Origin of the sequence: Streptomyces antnestii (assembly GCF_004005495.1) — a bacterium.
Classification (GTDB): Bacteria; Actinomycetota; Actinomycetes; order Streptomycetales; family Streptomycetaceae; genus Streptomyces; species Streptomyces antnestii.
The window spans coordinates 1-16,374 of the sequence record NZ_RZYA01000027.1 but is presented as its reverse complement, the minus strand read 5'-3'; the positions used below and the strand labels follow the sequence as shown (position 1 = coordinate 16,374).

At 70.1% G+C, this 16,374-nt stretch carries 16 protein-coding genes and 1 rRNA gene; 3 read left to right on the top strand and 14 right to left on the bottom strand.

Features of this window, described 5'->3' with window-relative positions; translation table 11 throughout:
* Positions 1-9: 9 nt before the first annotated feature.
* The 5 genes from EOT10_RS36225 to EOT10_RS36205 all read right to left on the bottom strand — a co-directional run bounded on the left by EOT10_RS36225 (position 10) and on the right by EOT10_RS36205 (position 5,438).
* A complete protein-coding gene (locus EOT10_RS36225) occupies positions 10-1,695 on the bottom strand; it encodes a bifunctional uroporphyrinogen-III C-methyltransferase/uroporphyrinogen-III synthase (RefSeq protein ID WP_127832649.1) in 1,686 nt (561 codons plus the stop codon).
* Positions 1,692-2,651 (bottom strand): hydroxymethylbilane synthase, encoded by a 960-nt coding sequence (gene hemC, locus EOT10_RS36220; protein ID WP_127832648.1) that lies wholly within the window; start codon positions 2,649-2,651, stop codon positions 1,692-1,694. Before hemC ends, EOT10_RS36225 begins: the two co-directional genes overlap by 4 nt.
* Positions 2,648-4,015, bottom strand: coding sequence for a glutamyl-tRNA reductase (locus EOT10_RS36215; protein ID WP_127832647.1), 1,368 nt, complete (start codon positions 4,013-4,015; stop codon positions 2,648-2,650). Before EOT10_RS36215 ends, hemC begins: the two co-directional genes overlap by 4 nt.
* A complete protein-coding gene (locus tag EOT10_RS36210) occupies positions 4,012-4,812 on the bottom strand; it encodes a redox-sensing transcriptional repressor Rex (RefSeq protein ID WP_127832646.1) in 801 nt (266 codons plus the stop codon). The genes EOT10_RS36215 and EOT10_RS36210 overlap by 4 nt, the downstream gene beginning before the upstream one ends.
* A 329-nt stretch (positions 4,813-5,141) precedes the next feature.
* Positions 5,142-5,438 carry a glutaredoxin family protein gene (locus tag EOT10_RS36205; protein ID WP_127832645.1) on the bottom strand — a complete coding sequence of 99 codons (297 nt, stop codon included), beginning with the start codon at positions 5,436-5,438 and terminating at the stop codon, positions 5,142-5,144.
* Positions 5,439-5,565: 127 nt separating this feature from the next.
* Here EOT10_RS36205 and EOT10_RS36200 point away from each other — a divergent pair, with 127 nt between their 5' ends.
* The 3 genes from EOT10_RS36200 to EOT10_RS36190 all read left to right on the top strand — a co-directional run bounded on the left by EOT10_RS36200 (position 5,566) and on the right by EOT10_RS36190 (position 9,091).
* The gene (locus tag EOT10_RS36200) at positions 5,566-6,510 is read left to right on the top strand and encodes an HAD family hydrolase (RefSeq protein ID WP_127832644.1); all 945 of its coding nucleotides are present in this window, start codon (positions 5,566-5,568) and stop codon (positions 6,508-6,510) included.
* A gap of 326 nt (positions 6,511-6,836) precedes the next feature.
* Positions 6,837-7,628 (top strand): ECF subfamily RNA polymerase sigma factor, BldN family, encoded by a 792-nt coding sequence (locus tag EOT10_RS36195; protein ID WP_127832643.1) that lies wholly within the window; start codon positions 6,837-6,839, stop codon positions 7,626-7,628.
* Between the two features lie 257 nt (positions 7,629-7,885).
* Positions 7,886-9,091, top strand: coding sequence for a DUF5667 domain-containing protein (locus EOT10_RS36190; protein WP_127832642.1), 1,206 nt, complete (start codon positions 7,886-7,888; stop codon positions 9,089-9,091).
* Positions 9,092-9,180: 89 nt separating this feature from the next.
* On the opposite strand, the gene EOT10_RS36185 is transcribed toward EOT10_RS36190, so the two are convergent.
* From EOT10_RS36185 to rrf, 9 genes are all read right to left on the bottom strand, one after another.
* Positions 9,181-10,230: a lysophospholipid acyltransferase family protein gene (locus tag EOT10_RS36185; protein WP_127832641.1), complete on the bottom strand. Its 1,050-nt coding sequence runs from the start codon at positions 10,228-10,230 to the stop codon at positions 9,181-9,183.
* 14 nt (positions 10,231-10,244) lie between these two features.
* Positions 10,245-11,306 (bottom strand): NAD-dependent epimerase/dehydratase family protein, encoded by a 1,062-nt coding sequence (locus EOT10_RS36180; RefSeq protein ID WP_127832640.1) that lies wholly within the window; start codon positions 11,304-11,306, stop codon positions 10,245-10,247.
* Between the two features lie 276 nt (positions 11,307-11,582).
* The gene (locus EOT10_RS36175; RefSeq protein ID WP_003948845.1) at positions 11,583-11,681 is read right to left on the bottom strand and encodes a 30S ribosomal protein bS22; all 99 of its coding nucleotides are present in this window, start codon (positions 11,679-11,681) and stop codon (positions 11,583-11,585) included.
* Between the two features lie 120 nt (positions 11,682-11,801).
* A complete protein-coding gene (locus tag EOT10_RS36170; protein WP_127832639.1) occupies positions 11,802-12,014 on the bottom strand; it encodes a helix-turn-helix domain-containing protein in 213 nt (70 codons plus the stop codon).
* A 129-nt stretch (positions 12,015-12,143) separates the two neighbouring features.
* A complete protein-coding gene (locus EOT10_RS36165; RefSeq protein WP_127832638.1) occupies positions 12,144-12,959 on the bottom strand; it encodes a phosphatase in 816 nt (271 codons plus the stop codon).
* 175 nt (positions 12,960-13,134) lie between these two features.
* Positions 13,135-14,310: an acetoin utilization protein AcuC gene (locus EOT10_RS36160; protein ID WP_127832637.1), complete on the bottom strand. Its 1,176-nt coding sequence runs from the start codon at positions 14,308-14,310 to the stop codon at positions 13,135-13,137.
* Positions 14,261-15,487: an MFS transporter gene (locus EOT10_RS36155; protein ID WP_127832636.1), complete on the bottom strand. Its 1,227-nt coding sequence runs from the start codon at positions 15,485-15,487 to the stop codon at positions 14,261-14,263. Before EOT10_RS36155 ends, EOT10_RS36160 begins: the two co-directional genes overlap by 50 nt.
* Positions 15,488-15,573: 86 nt before the next feature.
* Entirely contained in the window at positions 15,574-16,218 is a 645-nt protein-coding gene (locus tag EOT10_RS36150; RefSeq protein ID WP_127832635.1) for an HAD family hydrolase, read from the bottom strand.
* A gap of 89 nt (positions 16,219-16,307) precedes the next feature.
* A 5S ribosomal RNA gene (rrf, locus tag EOT10_RS43280) occupies positions 16,308-16,374 on the bottom strand; the annotation flags it as partial.

Sequence of the window (16,374 nt, the reverse complement as noted above, 5' to 3'; positions counted from 1 at the left end):
CCCTCTCACCTACGGCGCCGCGCGCCGCCGCCGGGCCCCCGGCCGCCGCTCCGACGGCCGGGACACAGGATCCCCCGCCTCAAGCGCCGCAGCCCGCCGCTTCGCCCCGAAATCGGCAAGCGCCTGAGCCAGCCGGTGAACCGACGGCTCCGGAGACATCACGTCCACCCGAAGCCCATGCTCCTCGGCCGTCTTGGCCGTCGCGGGACCGATACACGCGATCACGGTCACGTTGTGCGGCTTACCTGCGATACCCACCAGGTTCCGCACGGTCGACGACGAGGTGAAGAGCACGGCGTCGAACCCGCCGCCCTTGATCGCCTCGCGCGTCTCCGCCGGCGGCGGCGACGCCCGCACCGTCCGGTAGGCGGTCACGTCGTCGACCTCCCACCCGAGATCGATGAGCCCGGCGACAAGCGTCTCCGTGGCGATGTCGGCGCGCGGCAGGAAGACACGGTCGATCGGGTCGAAGACCGGGTCGTACGGCGGCCAGTCCTCGAGGAGGCCCGCCGCGCTCTGCTCACCGCTCGGCACGAGATCCGGCTTCACGCCGAAGGCGATCAGCGCGTTCGCCGTCTGCTCGCCCACCGCCGCGACCTTGATCCCGGCGAAGGCACGGGCGTCGAGCCCGTACTCCTCGAACTTCTCGCGCACGGCCTTGACCGCGTTCACCGAGGTGAAGGCGATCCACTCGTAGCGTCCGGTGACGAGGCCCTTGACCGCGCGCTCCATCTGCTGGGGCGTGCGCGGCGGCTCGACGGCGATCGTCGGCACCTCGTGCGGCACGGCCCCGTACGAGCTGAGCTGGTCGGAGAGCGACGCCGCCTGCTCCTTCGTACGCGGTACGAGCACCTTCCAGCCGAACAGCGGCTTGGACTCGAACCACGACAGCTGGTCGCGCTGGGCGGCCGCGGAGCGCTCGCCGACCACGGCTATGACGGGACGCCCGCCCTCCGGGGACGGCAGCACCTTCGCCTGCTTGAAGGTCTGGGCGATGGTCCCGAGCGTCGCGTTCCAGGTGCGCTGGCGCGTCGTCGTACCGGCGACCGTGACGGTCAGCGGGGTGTCCGGCTTGCGGCCCGCCGCGACCAGCTCGCCGGCGGCCGCGGCCACCGCGTCGAGCGTCGTCGAGACGACGACCGTGCCGTCGGACGCGCCGACCTCGGTCCAGCAGCGCTCGGAGGCGGTGCGGGCGTCGACGAACCGCACGTCCGCGCCCTGCGCGTCCCGCAGCGGAACACCGGCGTACGCGGGCACGCCGACGGCCGCCGCGATGCCGGGAACGACCTCGAAGGAGACGCCGTCGGCCGCGCAGGCCAGCATCTCCCCGGCCGCGTAGGTGTCGAGCCCGGGGTCGCCGCTGACGGCACGTACGACCCGCTTGCCGCCCCGCGCGGCCTCCATGACAAGATTGGCGCAGTCCCTCAACGCGGGGACTGCGGCGGCAGTTGACGCATCGTCAGCAGCCGTCTGCCCCGGTGTGCCCGGGTTCTCCGCGCCGAGGACGGTCACGCCCGCCTTCGCGTGTGTGCGGACCACGTCGAGCACTTCGGGCTCGGCGATCAGCACATCCGCTCGGGCGAGCGCCTCCACGGCGCGCAGCGTCAGTAGTCCTGGATCTCCGGGTCCGGCACCGAGGAAGGTGACGTGCCCGGTTGCCCAGGTGGCCGAAGGGTCAGAGGTGGTGGGGCTCAAAGTGCTCGCTCCCCCATCAGACCGGCCGCGCCCTTGGCGAGCATCTCGGCAGCGAGTTCGCGACCGAGCGCAAGGGCCTGGTCTTCCGTCTCGGGCACGGGACCGGTGGTGGACAGCTGCACCAACGCGGAGCCGTCGGGGTTACCGACGACGCCACGCAGGCGCATTTCGTTGGCAATCTGCCCGTCGGCCAGCAGGTCGGCCAGCGCACCCACAGGTGCACTGCAGCCGGCCTCCAGGGCGGCGAGCAGGGATCGCTCGGCGGTCACGGCGACTCGGGTGAACGAGTCGTCGAGCTCGGCGAGCGCGGCGGCGAGGTCCGCGTCGGACGCGGCGCACTCGACCGCCAGAGCCCCCTGGCCGGGGGCGGGCAGAACCATGTCGACCGCAAGGAAGTCCGTCACTTCCGAGGCGCGGCCGATCCGGTTCAGTCCGGCGGCGGCGAGCACGACGGCGTCGAGCTCCCCGTTGTGCACGTAACCGACGCGGGTGTCGATGTTCCCCCGGATCGGCACGGTCTGTATGCGCATGCCGTGGCTGCGCGCGTACGCGTTCAGCTGCGACATGCGGCGCGGCGAACCGGTACCCACGCGAGCCCCGTCGGGGAGCTCGGCGAAGGTCAGTCCGTCACGGGCGACGAGGACGTCGCGGGGGTCCTCGCGCAGCGGCACGGCCGCCAGCGTGAGACCAGGGTGGGGCGTGGTCGGCAGGTCCTTGAGGGAGTGCACGGCGAAGTCGACGTCGCCGCGAAGCAGCGCCTCGCGCAGCGCCACGACGAACACCCCGGTGCCGCCGATCTGTGCCAGCTGCTCGCGGGACGTGTCGCCGTACGTGGTGATCTCGACCAGCTCGACGGGTCGTCCCGTCACCTGGCGCACGGCCTCCGCCACGTGCCCGGACTGGGCCATGGCGAGCTTGCTGCGCCTGGTCCCGAGCCTGAGTGCCCTGTCCGTCATGATGCCCGGCCTCGATTCTTGGCTACCGGCTCGTTCAGCTCGTTCAGATCGGCCCGCGAGACGGCGGCCACCGCCTCCGGGTCGAGGTCGAAGAGGGTCCGCAGAGCGTCCGCGTACCCGGCGCCGCCGGGCTCGGCCGCGAGCTGCTTGACCCGCACGGTCGGCGCGTGCAGGAGCTTGTCCACGACGCGCCGCACGGTCTGGGTGATCTCGGCGCGCTGCTTCTCGTCGAGCTCCGGGAGGCGCCCGTCGAGCCGCGCGATCTCGCCGGTGACCACGTCGGCGGCCATCGTGCGCAGGGCGACGACGGTCGGCGTGATGGTCGCGGCGCGCTGGGCGGCGCCGAACGCGGCGACCTCGTCGGAGACGATGCCCCGCACCTGGTCCACGTCCGCGGCCATCGGCGCGTCGGCGGAGGCCTCGGCGAGCGACTCGATGTCGACGAGGCGTACCCCGCCGATGCGGTGGGCGGCGGCGTCGATGTCGCGCGGCATGGCGAGGTCGAGGAGGGAGAGCCCGCCCGTGCGCTCCTCGACGGCGCGGCGGATCTCGGCCTCGGTGAGGACGAGCCCGGTCGCACCGGTGCAGGAGACGACGACGTCGGCACGTGTCAGTTCGCCGCCGACGGCGTCCATGGGCACGGCGCGCGCGGTCACCCCGGTGCCGCCGGGCTCACTGAGGATCTGAGCGAGGCGCTCGGCGCGCTCCAGGGTGCGGTTGGCGACGACGACCTCGGCGACACCGGCGCGCGCGAGCGTGGCCGCGGCCAGCGACGACATCGAGCCCGCGCCGATCACCAGGGCACGCTTGTCCTTGGCCCACACGTCCACGGGACGCCCGGCGGCCAGCTGCTCCAGACCGAACGTGACCAGGGACTGGCCGGCCCGGTCGATGCCGGTCTCCGAGTGGGCCCGCTTGCCGACCCGCAGGGCCTGCTGGAACAGGTCGTTGAGGAGGCGGCCCGCGGTGTGCAGCTCCTGGGAGCGCGCGAGGCCGTCCTTGATCTGGCCGAGGATCTGGCCCTCGCCCACGACCATCGAGTCGAGCCCGCACGCCACCGAGAAGAGGTGGTGGACGGCCCGGTCCTCGTAGTGCACATAAAGATAGGGAGTGAGCTCCTCGAGACCGACGCCGCTGTGCTGGGCGAGGAGGGTCGAGAGCTCGGCGACGCCCGCGTGGAACTTGTCCACGTCGGCGTACAGCTCGATGCGGTTGCACGTCGAGAGCACCGAGGCCTCGACGGCGGGCTCGGCGGCGAGCGTGTCCTGGAGCAGCTTGGCCTGGGCGTCCGCGGAGAGCGCCGCGCGCTCGAGGACGCTGACGGGGGCGCTGCGGTGGCTCAGGCCTACGACGAGGAGACTCATGCCGGCATCACGGCGGGGACGTCCCCGTCCGGTCCCTTACGGGTCTGCTTCGTCGCGGCGGCGGCAGCGGCGGCGGAACCGCCCGCGTCCACGGCGCCCGCCACGTCCACGTCGGCCACGTCTTCCTCCTGGCCCTCGCCGGCCTTGCGCTGCTCATGGAAGGCGAGGATCTGCAGCTCGATGGAGAGGTCGACCTTGCGCACGTCGACACCGTCCGGCACCGACAGGACGGTCGGCGCGAAGTTCAGGATCGAGGTGACACCGGCGGCGACGAGCCGGTCGCAGACCTGCTGGGCCGCGCCCGCGGGGGTCGCGATGACACCGATGGAGACGCCGTTCGCGTCGATGATCTTCTCGAGCTCGTCGGCGTGCTGGACGGCCATGCCCGCGACGGACTTGCCGGTCATCGCCGGGTCGGCGTCGATGAGGGCCGCGACACGGAAGCCACGGGAGGCGAACCCGCCGTAGTTGGCGAGAGCGGCGCCGAGGTTACCGATACCGACCATCACGATCGGCCAGTCCTGGGTCAGGCCGAGTTCACGGGAGATCTGGTAGACGAGGTACTCGACGTCGTACCCCACACCGCGGGTGCCGTACGAGCCGAGGTACGAGAAGTCCTTGCGCAGCTTCGCGGAGTTGACCCCCGCCGCGGCCGCGAGCTCCTCCGAGGAGACCGTGGGCACCGAGCGCTCCGACAGAGCGGTGAGGGCTCGGAGGTACAGCGGAAGCCTGGCGACGGTGGCCTCGGGAATCCCTCGGCTGCGGGTCGCCGGTCGGTGAGTTCGGCCAGTTGCCACGGTGCTCCTGCGGGTAGAGCGGGGCTGCGGGCGGTCGTACGTCCCGTGACCGCCCCGTCGAATGCAGGCTATGTCTTTGTGAACGCGTGCACAAAGATTGTGTCCGATTTGCCCGGGCAACGTGACCGGGGTCACGCGCCCCTGGCGTGCGCATATGGAACCAGCGCGCAAGCCGCTTCGTTGCCTACTGGATGGGGGCAAAACCGCACACTCTCTTCTACGATCCGCGCCCCCGAGACCAAAACCGCCCACGATCCTAGGCGAATTTCCGGACCACTTGGACTGCTCGGTCAGTGACGGCCGCTACTCCCCCGCCGGCCGCCGGTGCGTCAGCGCGTCAGGGCACGCCGAAGTCGGTCTTCGTTCACCTTCCAGAAGTCATGCTGTGCTCCGTCCACGAGCACCACGGGAATCTGCTCCCAGTACAAGCGGTACAGCTCCTCGTCCTGATTGATGTCCTTCTTCTCCCAGGAGGATCCGAGCTCACCGCAGACCTTCTCGATCACCTCCTGCGCGTCGTCGCACAGATGGCAGCCGGGCTTCCCGATCAGGGTGACGAGGCGTTCCTCGGGACTCTTCTTCTCGCTCCGGTCGCTCCGGCGAAAAATGGGGCTCATACGGGCCATTCTCGCCCCGCCCGCGCCACCCGGCGCACCTCCCCGGCCACTTCTTTAACGGCTCGGTCGCGGAGAGTTCACAAGGCCGAATCCTCGCGACTCCGGAACCACCGAACAAACTGGCTATGCTCACGACATGGCCGCTCTCGGATGGCTCACACCCCGTAGGCGCTCCGCCACCGCGCGGAGCGTATTGGCTGGCGAGGCCTCGGCCGAGGCCGCCCGCAAGTCGTCGCAGGAGCTGGAACAGCTCGGCGAGGCGACACAGCCCGAAGAAGGCACCCCGGAACCGGAGTTCCCCGTCGTCGGCGACGACAGGGCCGCCGCCTTCTTCGACCTCGACAACACCGTGATGCAGGGCGCCGCGATCTTCCACTTCGGACGCGGCCTCTACAAGCGGAAGTTCTTCCAGCGCCGCGAGCTGGTCAAGTTCGGCTGGCAGCAGGCCTGGTTCAGGATCGCCGGGGTCGAGGACCCCGAGCACATGCAGGACGCCCGCGACAGCGCGCTGTCCATCGTCAAGGGCCACCGCGTCGCCGAGCTGATGTCCATCGGCGAGGAGATCTACGACGAGTACATGGCCGAACGCATCTGGCCCGGCACCCGCGCCCTCGCCCAGGCCCACCTGGACGCGGGCCAGAAGGTGTGGCTCGTCACCGCGGCCCCCGTGGAGACCGCGACGATCATCGCCCGCCGCCTCGGCCTGACCGGCGCCCTCGGCACCGTCGCCGAGTCCGTCGGCGGCGTCTACACCGGCAAGCTGGTCGGCGAACCCCTGCACGGCCCCGCGAAGGCCGAGGCCGTCCGCGCGCTCGCCGCCGCCGAGGGCCTCGATCTGGGCCGCTGCGCCGCGTACAGCGATTCGCACAACGACATCCCGATGCTGTCGCTCGTGGGACATCCGTACGCGATCAATCCGGACGCCAAACTGCGCAAGCACGCGCGCGAACGTGACTGGCGGCTGCGCGACTACCGCACCGGCCGCAAGGCCGCGAAGGTCGGCATCCCGGCAGCGGCGGGAGTCGGCGCGCTCGCCGGCGGTACGGCGGCCGCGGTCGCCCTGCACCGCCGTCGCCGCTGACCCGCGCCACCCCGGGGCGGCCGTGCCATTCCCCACCCCTTACCCCGGCACGGCTCCCGCCAGTCCCGCTGGTTCAACTCGGCCACAACACACCCCGCGCTCAGACGGAACATGACCTAATCCGATCAACAAGCGGTCACTCTCCGGCACTTGAATCGACTCCGTTCAGTTACGGAAGCGTCGTAATCGGCGATTTGAGCAACTGGGTGTAGCGCTCCCTGCACGAAGCGTTATTCTCCTCAGACGCAAACCGGTACCCACACGTCAACACGACGGGTGAACGGTCCCGCACTGCACGTGATGGAAGCTCTGCCTCTGGGAGTCCCGTGTACCCACACGTCGGGGTTGACGCCTCGGGCCTGGCTACGCTGCGCGCAACGGTCGCCGACCGCTTGCGCGGCTTCGTCCCCACCGCGTACGCCGTCCCCGCCCTCGCCCTCGCGGCCCCTGCCGCGAACGGCCCTACCGGTCCTTGCTATGCCCTGGCGAGCGGGAGCACAACCGTCGGAAGACGCGCGCGCTCCGGTTCCGCCGGTACGTCCACCGCCCGCCGCCCCGCCGCGGACAGCGACAGCGCCCGCATGATGGATCTCGTCGAGCGCGCCCAGGCGGGCGAGGCCGACGCGTTCGGCCGTCTCTACGATCAGTACAGCGACACCGTCTACCGCTACATCTACTACCGCGTCGGCGGGAAGGCGACGGCGGAGGATCTCACCAGCGAGACCTTCCTGCGGGCGCTGCGCCGCATCGGGACCTTCACCTGGCAGGGCCGCGACTTCGGCGCCTGGCTGGTCACGATCGCGCGGAACCTGGTCGCCGACCACTTCAAGTCGAGCCGTTTCCGTCTCGAAGTGACCACCGGCGAAATGCTCGACGCGAACGAGGTCGAACGCAGCCCCGAGGACTCCGTCCTGGAGTCCCTGTCCAACGCGGCCCTGCTCGACGCGGTGCGCCGCCTCAACCCCCAGCAGCAGGAGTGCGTGACCCTGCGCTTCCTGCAGGGTCTCTCGGTCGCCGAGACCGCTCATGTCATGGGCAAGAACGAGGGTGCGATCAAGACCCTCCAGTACCGCGCCGTACGCACACTGGCGCGGCTGCTCCCGGACGACGCCCGCTAGCCGCCGGTGGGGACCGCCCCACCCGTCGCACCGCTCCGTATCCGTCAACTCACCTTCCGTGAGGGGCAGATGAGATCGCGGTCCGATCATCCGCCGTCCGTAACCCAAGTGCCGCGTCGCTCGTTATGCGGGATGCAGGCTCCCTGTGGTCACTCCCGGACCGCTCCCACTCACTCGATCGAGTGGAAGCGCTCAGGGTGTGCAACCCTCAGGACCCCCTGGGGAGTCGACCGTCATGACGAGAGGAGGTGCCGCCAGTGATCGCGAACGTATCGGCACACCGGCGGGCGAACGCCTTCGCCCAGGCCCTGGAGGAGCAGTCCGACCGGGAAGCGGCGGCCGTACAGCAGGAAGAGCCCCTCGCCGATCAAGGCGAGCAGGGCAAGCTGTTGGCTCTGGCGACCGGACTGGACGAGCTGCCCAAGCCTGAGCTTGACCCCGAGGTCAAGGTGGTTCAGCGAGCCCAGCTCGTGGCCGCCATGGAGGCCATGCTGCTCGAAGGCACGGCCACCGGGGGTGCGGGCCCAGGCCCTTCGGTGCCCGAGCAGCGCGCACGCAAGGGCGCTCACCGGGCGAGCCCGCTGGGGAAGTTGCGACCCCGCTCACGCCTGTCCAAGGGCATCGCGGCCGGCGGGCTCACCGTCGGTGTCGCCGCGGGAGCGTTCGGCGGCGTCGCCGCCGCCAGCTCCGACGCCCTCCCCGGTGACCATCTCTACGGGCTGAAACGCGGGATGGAGGACCTGAAACTCGGCATGGCCGACGGCGACTCCGACCGCGGCCAGATCTATCTCGACCAGGCCTCCGCCCGCCTCGGCGAGGCGCGCCGGCTCATGGAGCGCGGCCGCAGCGGCCAGCTCGACCACGAATCCCTCAGCGAAGTGCGGCGCACCCTCTCCGGCGTGCAGTACGACGCGTCCGAGGGCCACCGCCTGCTCTTCGAGGCGTACCGCAGGGACGGTTCTCTGGGCCCCATCCAGGCCCTCTCGTCCTTCTCCCAGTCACACCGGCAGAACTGGGACGCGCTGCGCGACCGGCTCCCCGTCCAGCTCGGTGACGTGGGCGCGCAGGTCAGCTCGGTCTTCGACGCCATAGACCAAGAGGTCGGTCCGCTACGGTCCCTGCTGCCGCAGGCCCCCGAGAAGGGCACCCCCAGCGGCGGGCAGGCGGGCACCCATGGCACGACGCCCGGCGCCTCCGGCGACGACCGCTCCACCCCGACGGCCGGCGGCGCGTCGGGCGCCCACGGGGACAGCTCGGGCAAACCCCGCCCGTCCTCCTCCGGCACCCACGACGACGGCCTCCTCGGCGACACCACAGGCGGCCTCCTCGACCCGCCCAAGGACAACACCAGCCCCACCCCGTCCGAGGGCAAGCACACCGCCCCGAAACCCGACGTCACCCTCCCGCCGCTCCTCCCGGGCCTCCTGCCCGGCCTGGGCATCGACAGCGAGGACGCAAGCTAGTAACTCCGTTACGTGTTGGGGGCGGCCACCGAATCCGGTGACCGCCCCCAACACGTATGAACTCACGACGAACTCACGAACTCACGAACTCAGAAGAACACCGACCTGCGCTGCACCAGCAACTTGTACAACGTGTGCTGGATCTGCTCCCTCACCTGGTCCGTCAGATTGAACATCAGCATCGGATCCTCGGCCGCCTCCGGCGGATACCCGTCCGTCGGGATCGGCTCGCCGAACTGGATCGTCCACTTCGTCGGCAACGGCACCGCACCCAGCGGCCCGAGCCACGGGAACGTCGGCGTGATCGGGAAGTACGGGAAGCCCAGCAGACGAGCGAGCGTCTTCGCGTTGCCGATCATCGGGTAGATCTCCTCCGCCCCGACGATCGAGCACGGCACGATCGGTGTGCCGGCCTTCAGCGCCGTCGAGACGAAACCACCCCGGCCGAACCGCTGGAGCTTGTACCGCTCGCTGAACGGCTTGCCGATGCCCTTGAACCCCTCCGGCATCACCCCGACCAGCTCACCCCGCTCCAGGAGGCTCTGCGCGTCCTCCGCGCAGGCCAGCGTGTGACCGGCCTTGCGCGCCAGCTCGTTGACCACCGGCAGCATGAACACGAGATCCGCGGCCAGAAGCCGCAGATGCCGGTTCTGCGGATGGTTGTCGTGGACGGCGACCTGCATCATCACGCCGTCCAGCGGCAGCGTCCCCGAGTGGTTGGCGACGATCAGCGCGCCGCCCTCCGCCGGGATGTTCTCGATGCCCTTCACCTCGACCCTGAAGTACTTCTCGTACAGGGGCCGCACCAGGGACATCAGGACCTGGTCGGTGAGTTCCTTGTCGTAGCCGAACTCGTCGACGTCGTAATCACCCGTCAGGCGCCGCCTCAGGAAGGCCAGGCCGCCCGCCACGCGCCGCTCCAGGCCGCCGCCGTCCCGCGGCCGCTCCGGCGGCGCCTCGTACCGCCCGGCGCCCGGTGACGGCTCGCCGTCCTGCTGCCCGGGCAGCGGCGCGACCTCGCGTACGGCCATGGGCTCGCCCTTGCGCCTGCCGCTCGCGCCACGGCGGCGCGGCACGACCTTGCCGGCGCCGCCGCGCGACCGGTCGTCGTCGAACGGAATGACCTTGGCATCCGCCATCGTTGATGCGCTCCTCAGCTGGCGCTGTGCGTCGGGGGGTGGCCGCCGCCCAGGAAGGGCAGCGAGGCGATCCGGTCGACGGCCCCCGCGAGGGCCTCCGGCGGCAGCAGTCCGGGCCCGCGGCCACGGACGAACTCCGCGAAGGTCTCCGCCGTCGTGTACTTGGGCCGGTAGCCGAGCGTCTCGCGCATCTGGGTTGTCGACACCACCCGCCCGTGCGTGAGCAGCCTGATCTGCTCGGGCGAGAAGTCCGTCGCGCCCAGCGTACGCAGGGCCGATCCCACCCAGGTCACGGCCGGCAGGAACACCGGCACCGTCGGCCGCCCGAGCCGGCGCGAGCACTGCGACAGGAGCAGCACGCCGTCACCGGCGACATTGAACGTGCCGCTGTTGAGCGTGCCCCGCGCCGGATCGTGCGAGGCGATCCGCAGCACCTCGATGACATCGTCCTCGTGCACGAACTGCAGCCGCGGGTCGTAGCCGAGGACGGTCGGCAGGACCGGCAGCGAGAAGTACTCGGCGAGGGGCGAGTCGGCGGCGGGCCCAAGGATGTTCGCGAACCGCAGGACACACACCGCGACGTCGGGCCGGCGCCGGGCGAACCCGCGCACATACCCCTCGACCTCCACGGTGTCCTTCGCGAAGCCGCCGCTGGGCAGCGACTTGGGCGGCGTCGTCTCCGTGAACACGGCCGGGTCGCGCGGCGCGGACCCGTACACATTCGTACTGGACTTCACGACGAGCCGCTTCACCGCCGGCGACTTCTGGCAGGCGCCGAGCAGCTGCATCGTGCCGATGACGTTGGCCTCCTTCACGGAGCCCCGGCCGCCGCCGCCCAGCGGGGTACCCGTGACGTCCAGGTGGACCACCGTGTCGACGGAATGCTCGGCGAGCACCCGGGCGATCGCGGGCTGCCTTATGTCCGCCTGGAGGAAGTCGGCGCCCCCCAGGTGATGCGCGGGCGGCACCGCGTCCACGCCGATCACCCGGTCCACCTCGGGGTCACGCTGGATCCGCCGCACGAAACGGCCCCCGAGCTGCCGGGCCACCCCGGTCACGAGCACGACCTTGCCCAAGATCAGCGCCTACCTTCCGTCGCAGCCCTGCCGGGCCCCGGTTCCGCACCGCCAGGCTCTGGCCACAACGTTAGCGGCTGGATGTTGCGCTGTGATGACCGCACGATGCAGGAAGTGACGACAGCCACAGACGTACGTACAGCCCGAGGTCGCCGGAACGTGGCCCTACGTTCCCACACAACCCCGCGAAAGCGGCCCCATCAGGCCCGTGGAACGACTGTGGCCCCTCCACCGGACGGTGGAGGGGCCACAGAGCGCGCTTGATGCAGCGGTCGCTTACTTCTTGTTGCGACGCTGCACGCGGGTGCGCTTCAGCAGCTTGCGGTGCTTCTTCTTGGCCATCCGCTTACGCCGCTTCTTGATAACAGAGCCCACGACTACCCTCGCTCACTTCTCTTCACTCGGTGCGGGGCGTCTGGGCCCACACGACCTACGTCGGCCTAGCCTACCCGGCCCAGCGCTGAGCCTGTAATCGAGGGATCCCGAAGGATGCCGTCAGGCTGTTCCCACCCCCACGTAGGACTCGCGGAGGTACTCGTGAACCGCTTGTTCCGGGACTCGGAAAGACCTTCCGACCCGGATGGCGGGCAGATGACCACTGTGCACCAGCCGGTACACGGTCATCTTCGAGACTCGCATCACCGAGGCGACTTCCGCCACGGTCAGGAACTGCACCTCGTTCAGAGGCCTACTCTCACCAGCAGCCATGACACACCTGAACCTTCCGCACTCGACGGCCCCCGGCTTCCCCTTCCGGTGACTCAACGTCGTTGCGTGCTCACTCCCCAGAGTAGGGGCGTGTGGTGCGAGTGGGGAAGAGGAGCAGCGTATGGCCGCCTACTGTGACAGACACGCTCGATTGAGTACATAGCGAGTAAGCGGCCGGTAGTAATCGGACCGCACAGCATCATCAAGCGGAACGGCAACGGACACCTGCCCCTCGGCTTCCCCCACGAACAGCGCGGGATCGTCCGTGTCCGCGAGCCCGATCGCGTCGAACCCCAACTGACCTGCGCCGCAGACCCATCCATGGTCACCCACGACCAGTTCCGGCAGCAGCCCGCCGGACTGCGCGGCCGCCGCGAGGACCGTGCGAACAGGGAGCGGTGAGTGGGTGTGCGCGCCGGTCTCACTCCCGGGCGAACGCGCGCCGGGTTCCCGCACCAGCGCGACTCCCTGTACGTAGTCGAGGTTGTACGTACGTAGTCCGAACCGGGTCGTTATGTCGACACTCTCACCCTGCGCGGGGGTGAGGACGGGACATCCCGCCGCCGACAGGGCGTCCGCCAACCCGGCGTAGAAACCGAGGAGTCGATGCGGGTGACCCGTCCCGAAGAGCACCGGGACGCGGCCCCGCGCGGCCTCGCCGAGCCGCTTCGCGAACGCGTCGAGCGCCACCAGGGTCCGCTCCGGGTCGATCACGTCGTACCCCGAGGTGTCCCGCGGATCGCCCGAGACCCCGCACTTGTCCGCCATCAGCGCGAGCAGGTCCCGCTGCCCCCAGCTCCACTCGGGGTCCAGGCCGAGCAGTATCCGGGGATCCCTCGCCGCGAAGAGCCGATAACTGCGCAGACTCTCCTCGCGGGACGTCGCCACGGGCCCGGCCAGGCGGGCGGCCAGCAGATGCGCACGCAACGCTCCGGTGCTCAACACGCCTGAAATGCTGGCGCATTGGGGTCCCCGGCATCGCTAAAACCCCAGAACACCGCACACTTGGCGTAACACCCCGTACCCTCAGTACCGTCAGTGCCCTCGCAGGCCGCCCGCCTCGACAACGGCCCCTGCACAACACCCTTACGGCTGCCACACGCTTACCGCAACGGCATCCTTACGGCAGCAGCCCCCGTAGGGGGAACGCCGCCCGCCGCGTCGCCAGGACCGCCTGGTCGAGCCGGTCGGCCGGGTCGTACCCCGCCTCCCACTCCCGGTACGCGACCGGCCACCGCCCGTCCGTCATCCGCGTGGGCGCCAACTGCCGCGTCCTCGCGAACACTTCCTGCCGCCAGCCGTCCGGGATCACCGTCTCGGGCGCCACCTCGTGCCCCGCCGCGATCCCCACCAGATGCGACCAGGACCGCGGCACCACGTCCACCACGGCGTAACCGCCACCGCCCAGCGCGACCCACCGCCCGTCCGCGTGCTCGTGCGCCAGCTCATGACAGGCGACCTGTACGGCGCGCTGCGCGTCGAGGGACACCGCGAGATGCGCCAACGGGTCCTCGAAGTGCGTGTCGGCCCCGTGCTGGGTCACCAGGACCTGCGGCCGGAACTCCGCGAGAACCTCGGGCACGACGGCGTGGAAGGCCCGCAGCCAGCCCGCGTCCCCCGTCCCCGCCGGCAGCGCCACATTGACCGCCGAACCCTCCGCGGCACCGTCGGCGCCCGTCTCCTGAGGCCACCCGGTCTGCGGGAACAGCGTCCGGGGATGCTCGTGCAGCGAGACGGTGAGCACCCGCGGGTCCTCCCAGAACGCCGCCTGCACCCCGTCCCCGTGGTGCACGTCCACATCGACGTACGCCACCCGCTCGGCACCCAGCTCCAGCAGGCGCGCGATGGCCAGCGCCGCGTCGTTGTAGATACAGAACCCGGAGGCGCCCCCGGGCATCGCGTGGTGCAGCCCGCCCGCGAAGTTCACCGCGTGCAGCGCGTCGCCCCCCCACACGGCCTCCGCCGCACCCACGGACTGCCCGGCGATCAGCGCCGACACATCGTGCATCCCCGCGAAGGCCGGGTCGTCGACCGTCCCGAGACCGTAGGCCCCGTCCGCCGAAGCCGGATCGGCGGACGCGGCCTTGACCGCCTCCACGTAGTCCTCGCGGTGCACGAGGCGCAGCGTCGACTCGCCCGCCCGCTTGGCGGCGACGACCTCCACCTCACGATCGAGCCCAAGAGCCCCGACGAGACTCCTCGTCAGGGCCAGCCGGACCGGATCCATCGGGTGATCCGGACCGAAGTCATAGCCCGTTACTGCCTCGTCCCACATCAACTGTGCGCGGCCGCTCATGCCCGTCACCGTATCGGTCCGCTCCGGGGGCGAAGGACCGGGCGTACACGAGAGTCACGAGCACCAACACCATGGGAACGAGCATCGCCCCGCGGTAGTTCCACGCATCGCCCAGAGCTCCCACAAGGGGCGAACCGACCAGGAACCCCACATAGTTGAAGACATTGAGCCGTGCGATCGCCGAGTCCGAGGCGTTCGGGAAGAGCCGGCCCGCCGCCGCGAAGGTCTGCGGCACGATCACACACAACCCGAGCCCCAGCAGCGTGAACCCGAGCATCCCCACCCAGGCCCCCGGCGCCACCGCCACGACCCCGAACCCGGCCGCCGCCACCACGGCCCCGAACCGCACCACGACGACCGCCCCGAACCGCCGCACCCCGAGGTCCCCGAGCGCCCGGCCCACGAGCGTCATCACCATGTAGACGTTGTACGGAACCGTCGACAGCTGCTCCGAACTCCCCAGCACGTCCTGGAGGTACTTCGCACTCCAGTTGGAGACCGTCGAGTCCCCGATGTACGCGAACGTCATCACCAGGCACAGCGGCAGCAGCATCTTGAAGACCACCGAGGACCCGCCCGCGGCCCCCTCCGCGCCGTCCACACCCTCGCCGGCCCCGCCGTCCCCGTCGACGTACCAGCGGCTCCCCACGAAGGCCGCGGGCAGCAGCAGCACGACCACCGGCAGATACGACACGAACAGCGAAAGCTGCCAGTGCGCCCCCACCCAGGCCAGCGACGCCCCCACGATCCCGCCCAGGCTGTACGCCGCGTGGAACCCGAGCATGATGCTGCGCCCGTACGCCCGCTGCAGGCTCACCCCGAGCATGTTCATCGACGCGTCCAGCGCGCCCACCGCGAGCCCGAACGCCCCCAGCGCCAGGGCCGCTTGCCACAGCGCGTCCCCCGCCCCCGCACCGAGCAGCGCGAGCAGCACGACCGGCTGCGACCACCTCAGGACGCGGCTCGGCCGCACCCGTTTCACCAGCTTCTCGGTGCACACACTCCCGACACCCGCCAGGATCGGCACCGCGGCCAGGAACACGGGCAACAGCCCGTCCGATATCGCGTACTGATCCTGGATCGCCGGTATTCGGGTCACCAGGAGCGCGAACGCGGCACCCTGCACAAAGAAACTGAACGCCAGCGAGCCTCTGCCACGCCGCAGTACTTCCGTCATGGCGGCACAGCGTATGCGTCAGAGCTACCCGTGGGTAGATGGATCTCGAAGATCTCGAACAAATTCCCGGCCGCCGTCGTCGTCGGTCATGAGAGCAGGTCGGGCAACTCCCGCATGTCACTGAACAGTTCGGTGGCCTCGCTGAGCCTGCCGGCGGGCGTCATGGCGGTGAACCCGTACACGTCCATCCCGGCGGCCACGGCGGCCCGCACCCCGAGCGGGCTGTCCTCGACCACCACACACCGCTCCGGCGCCACACCCATGCGCTGAGCCGCGTACAGGAAGAGATCCGGCGCCGGCTTCCCCCGCCCGACATCCTGCGAGCTGAAGATCCGCCCGTCATCGAACCGCTTGTCGAGCCCGGTCATGCGATGCCCGACTCGGATCCGCTCATGACTCCCGGAAGAGGCCACGCAATACGGCACCCCATCTGCGGCCAGCTTCTCCAGAACCTCTACGGCCCCGGGCACCGGCGCCAGCTCCCGCTCGAATGCAGCGAATACCCGCTGGTGAAAAACATCGTCGAAGTCGGCCGGCAGCCGCCGCCCGGTCCGCTCCTCGACGAGATCGTGGACGCGGTGCATTGCGGCACCCATGTAGTCCCTGAGGGAGTCCTCGTACGAGGTGGGGTGCCCAAGTTCGGTGAGATACCCGGCGAGAAGCTTGTTGGAAATCGGCTCGCTGTCGACGAGAACGCCGTCATTGTCGAAGATGACCAGGTCGTATCGCATGGCTCGACCCTAAACTCCGGACAAGACCAGAACGCAGAAAACCCCCGTAACAGGATTCTCATCCGTTACGGGGGTTTTCTTCAAAATTAGTTCGGCGGCGTCCTACTCTCCCACAGGGTCCCCCCTGCAGTACCATCGGCGCTGTGAGGCTTAGCT

Bases quoted from the DNA above. Each gene is read 5' to 3' on its own strand.
- hemC (WP_127832648.1), bottom strand. From the start codon at position 2,651: ATGACGGACAGGGCACTCAGGCTCGGGACCAGGCGCAGCAAGCTCGCC.
- EOT10_RS36205 (WP_127832645.1), bottom strand. From the start codon at position 5,438: ATGGCCCGTATGAGCCCCATTTTTCGCCGGAGCGACCGGAGCGAGAAG.
- EOT10_RS36160 (WP_127832637.1), bottom strand. From the start codon at position 14,310: ATGAGCGGCCGCGCACAGTTGATGTGGGACGAGGCAGTAACGGGCTAT.
- EOT10_RS36200 (WP_127832644.1), top strand. From the start codon at position 5,566: ATGGCCGCTCTCGGATGGCTCACACCCCGTAGGCGCTCCGCCACCGCG.
- EOT10_RS36215 (WP_127832647.1), bottom strand. From the start codon at position 4,015: ATGAGTCTCCTCGTCGTAGGCCTGAGCCACCGCAGCGCCCCCGTCAGC.
- EOT10_RS36170 (WP_127832639.1), bottom strand. From the start codon at position 12,014: ATGGCTGCTGGTGAGAGTAGGCCTCTGAACGAGGTGCAGTTCCTGACC.
- EOT10_RS36155 (WP_127832636.1), bottom strand. From the start codon at position 15,487: ATGACGGAAGTACTGCGGCGTGGCAGAGGCTCGCTGGCGTTCAGTTTC.
- EOT10_RS36150 (WP_127832635.1), bottom strand. From the start codon at position 16,218: ATGCGATACGACCTGGTCATCTTCGACAATGACGGCGTTCTCGTCGAC.
- EOT10_RS36185 (WP_127832641.1), bottom strand. From the start codon at position 10,230: ATGGCGGATGCCAAGGTCATTCCGTTCGACGACGACCGGTCGCGCGGC.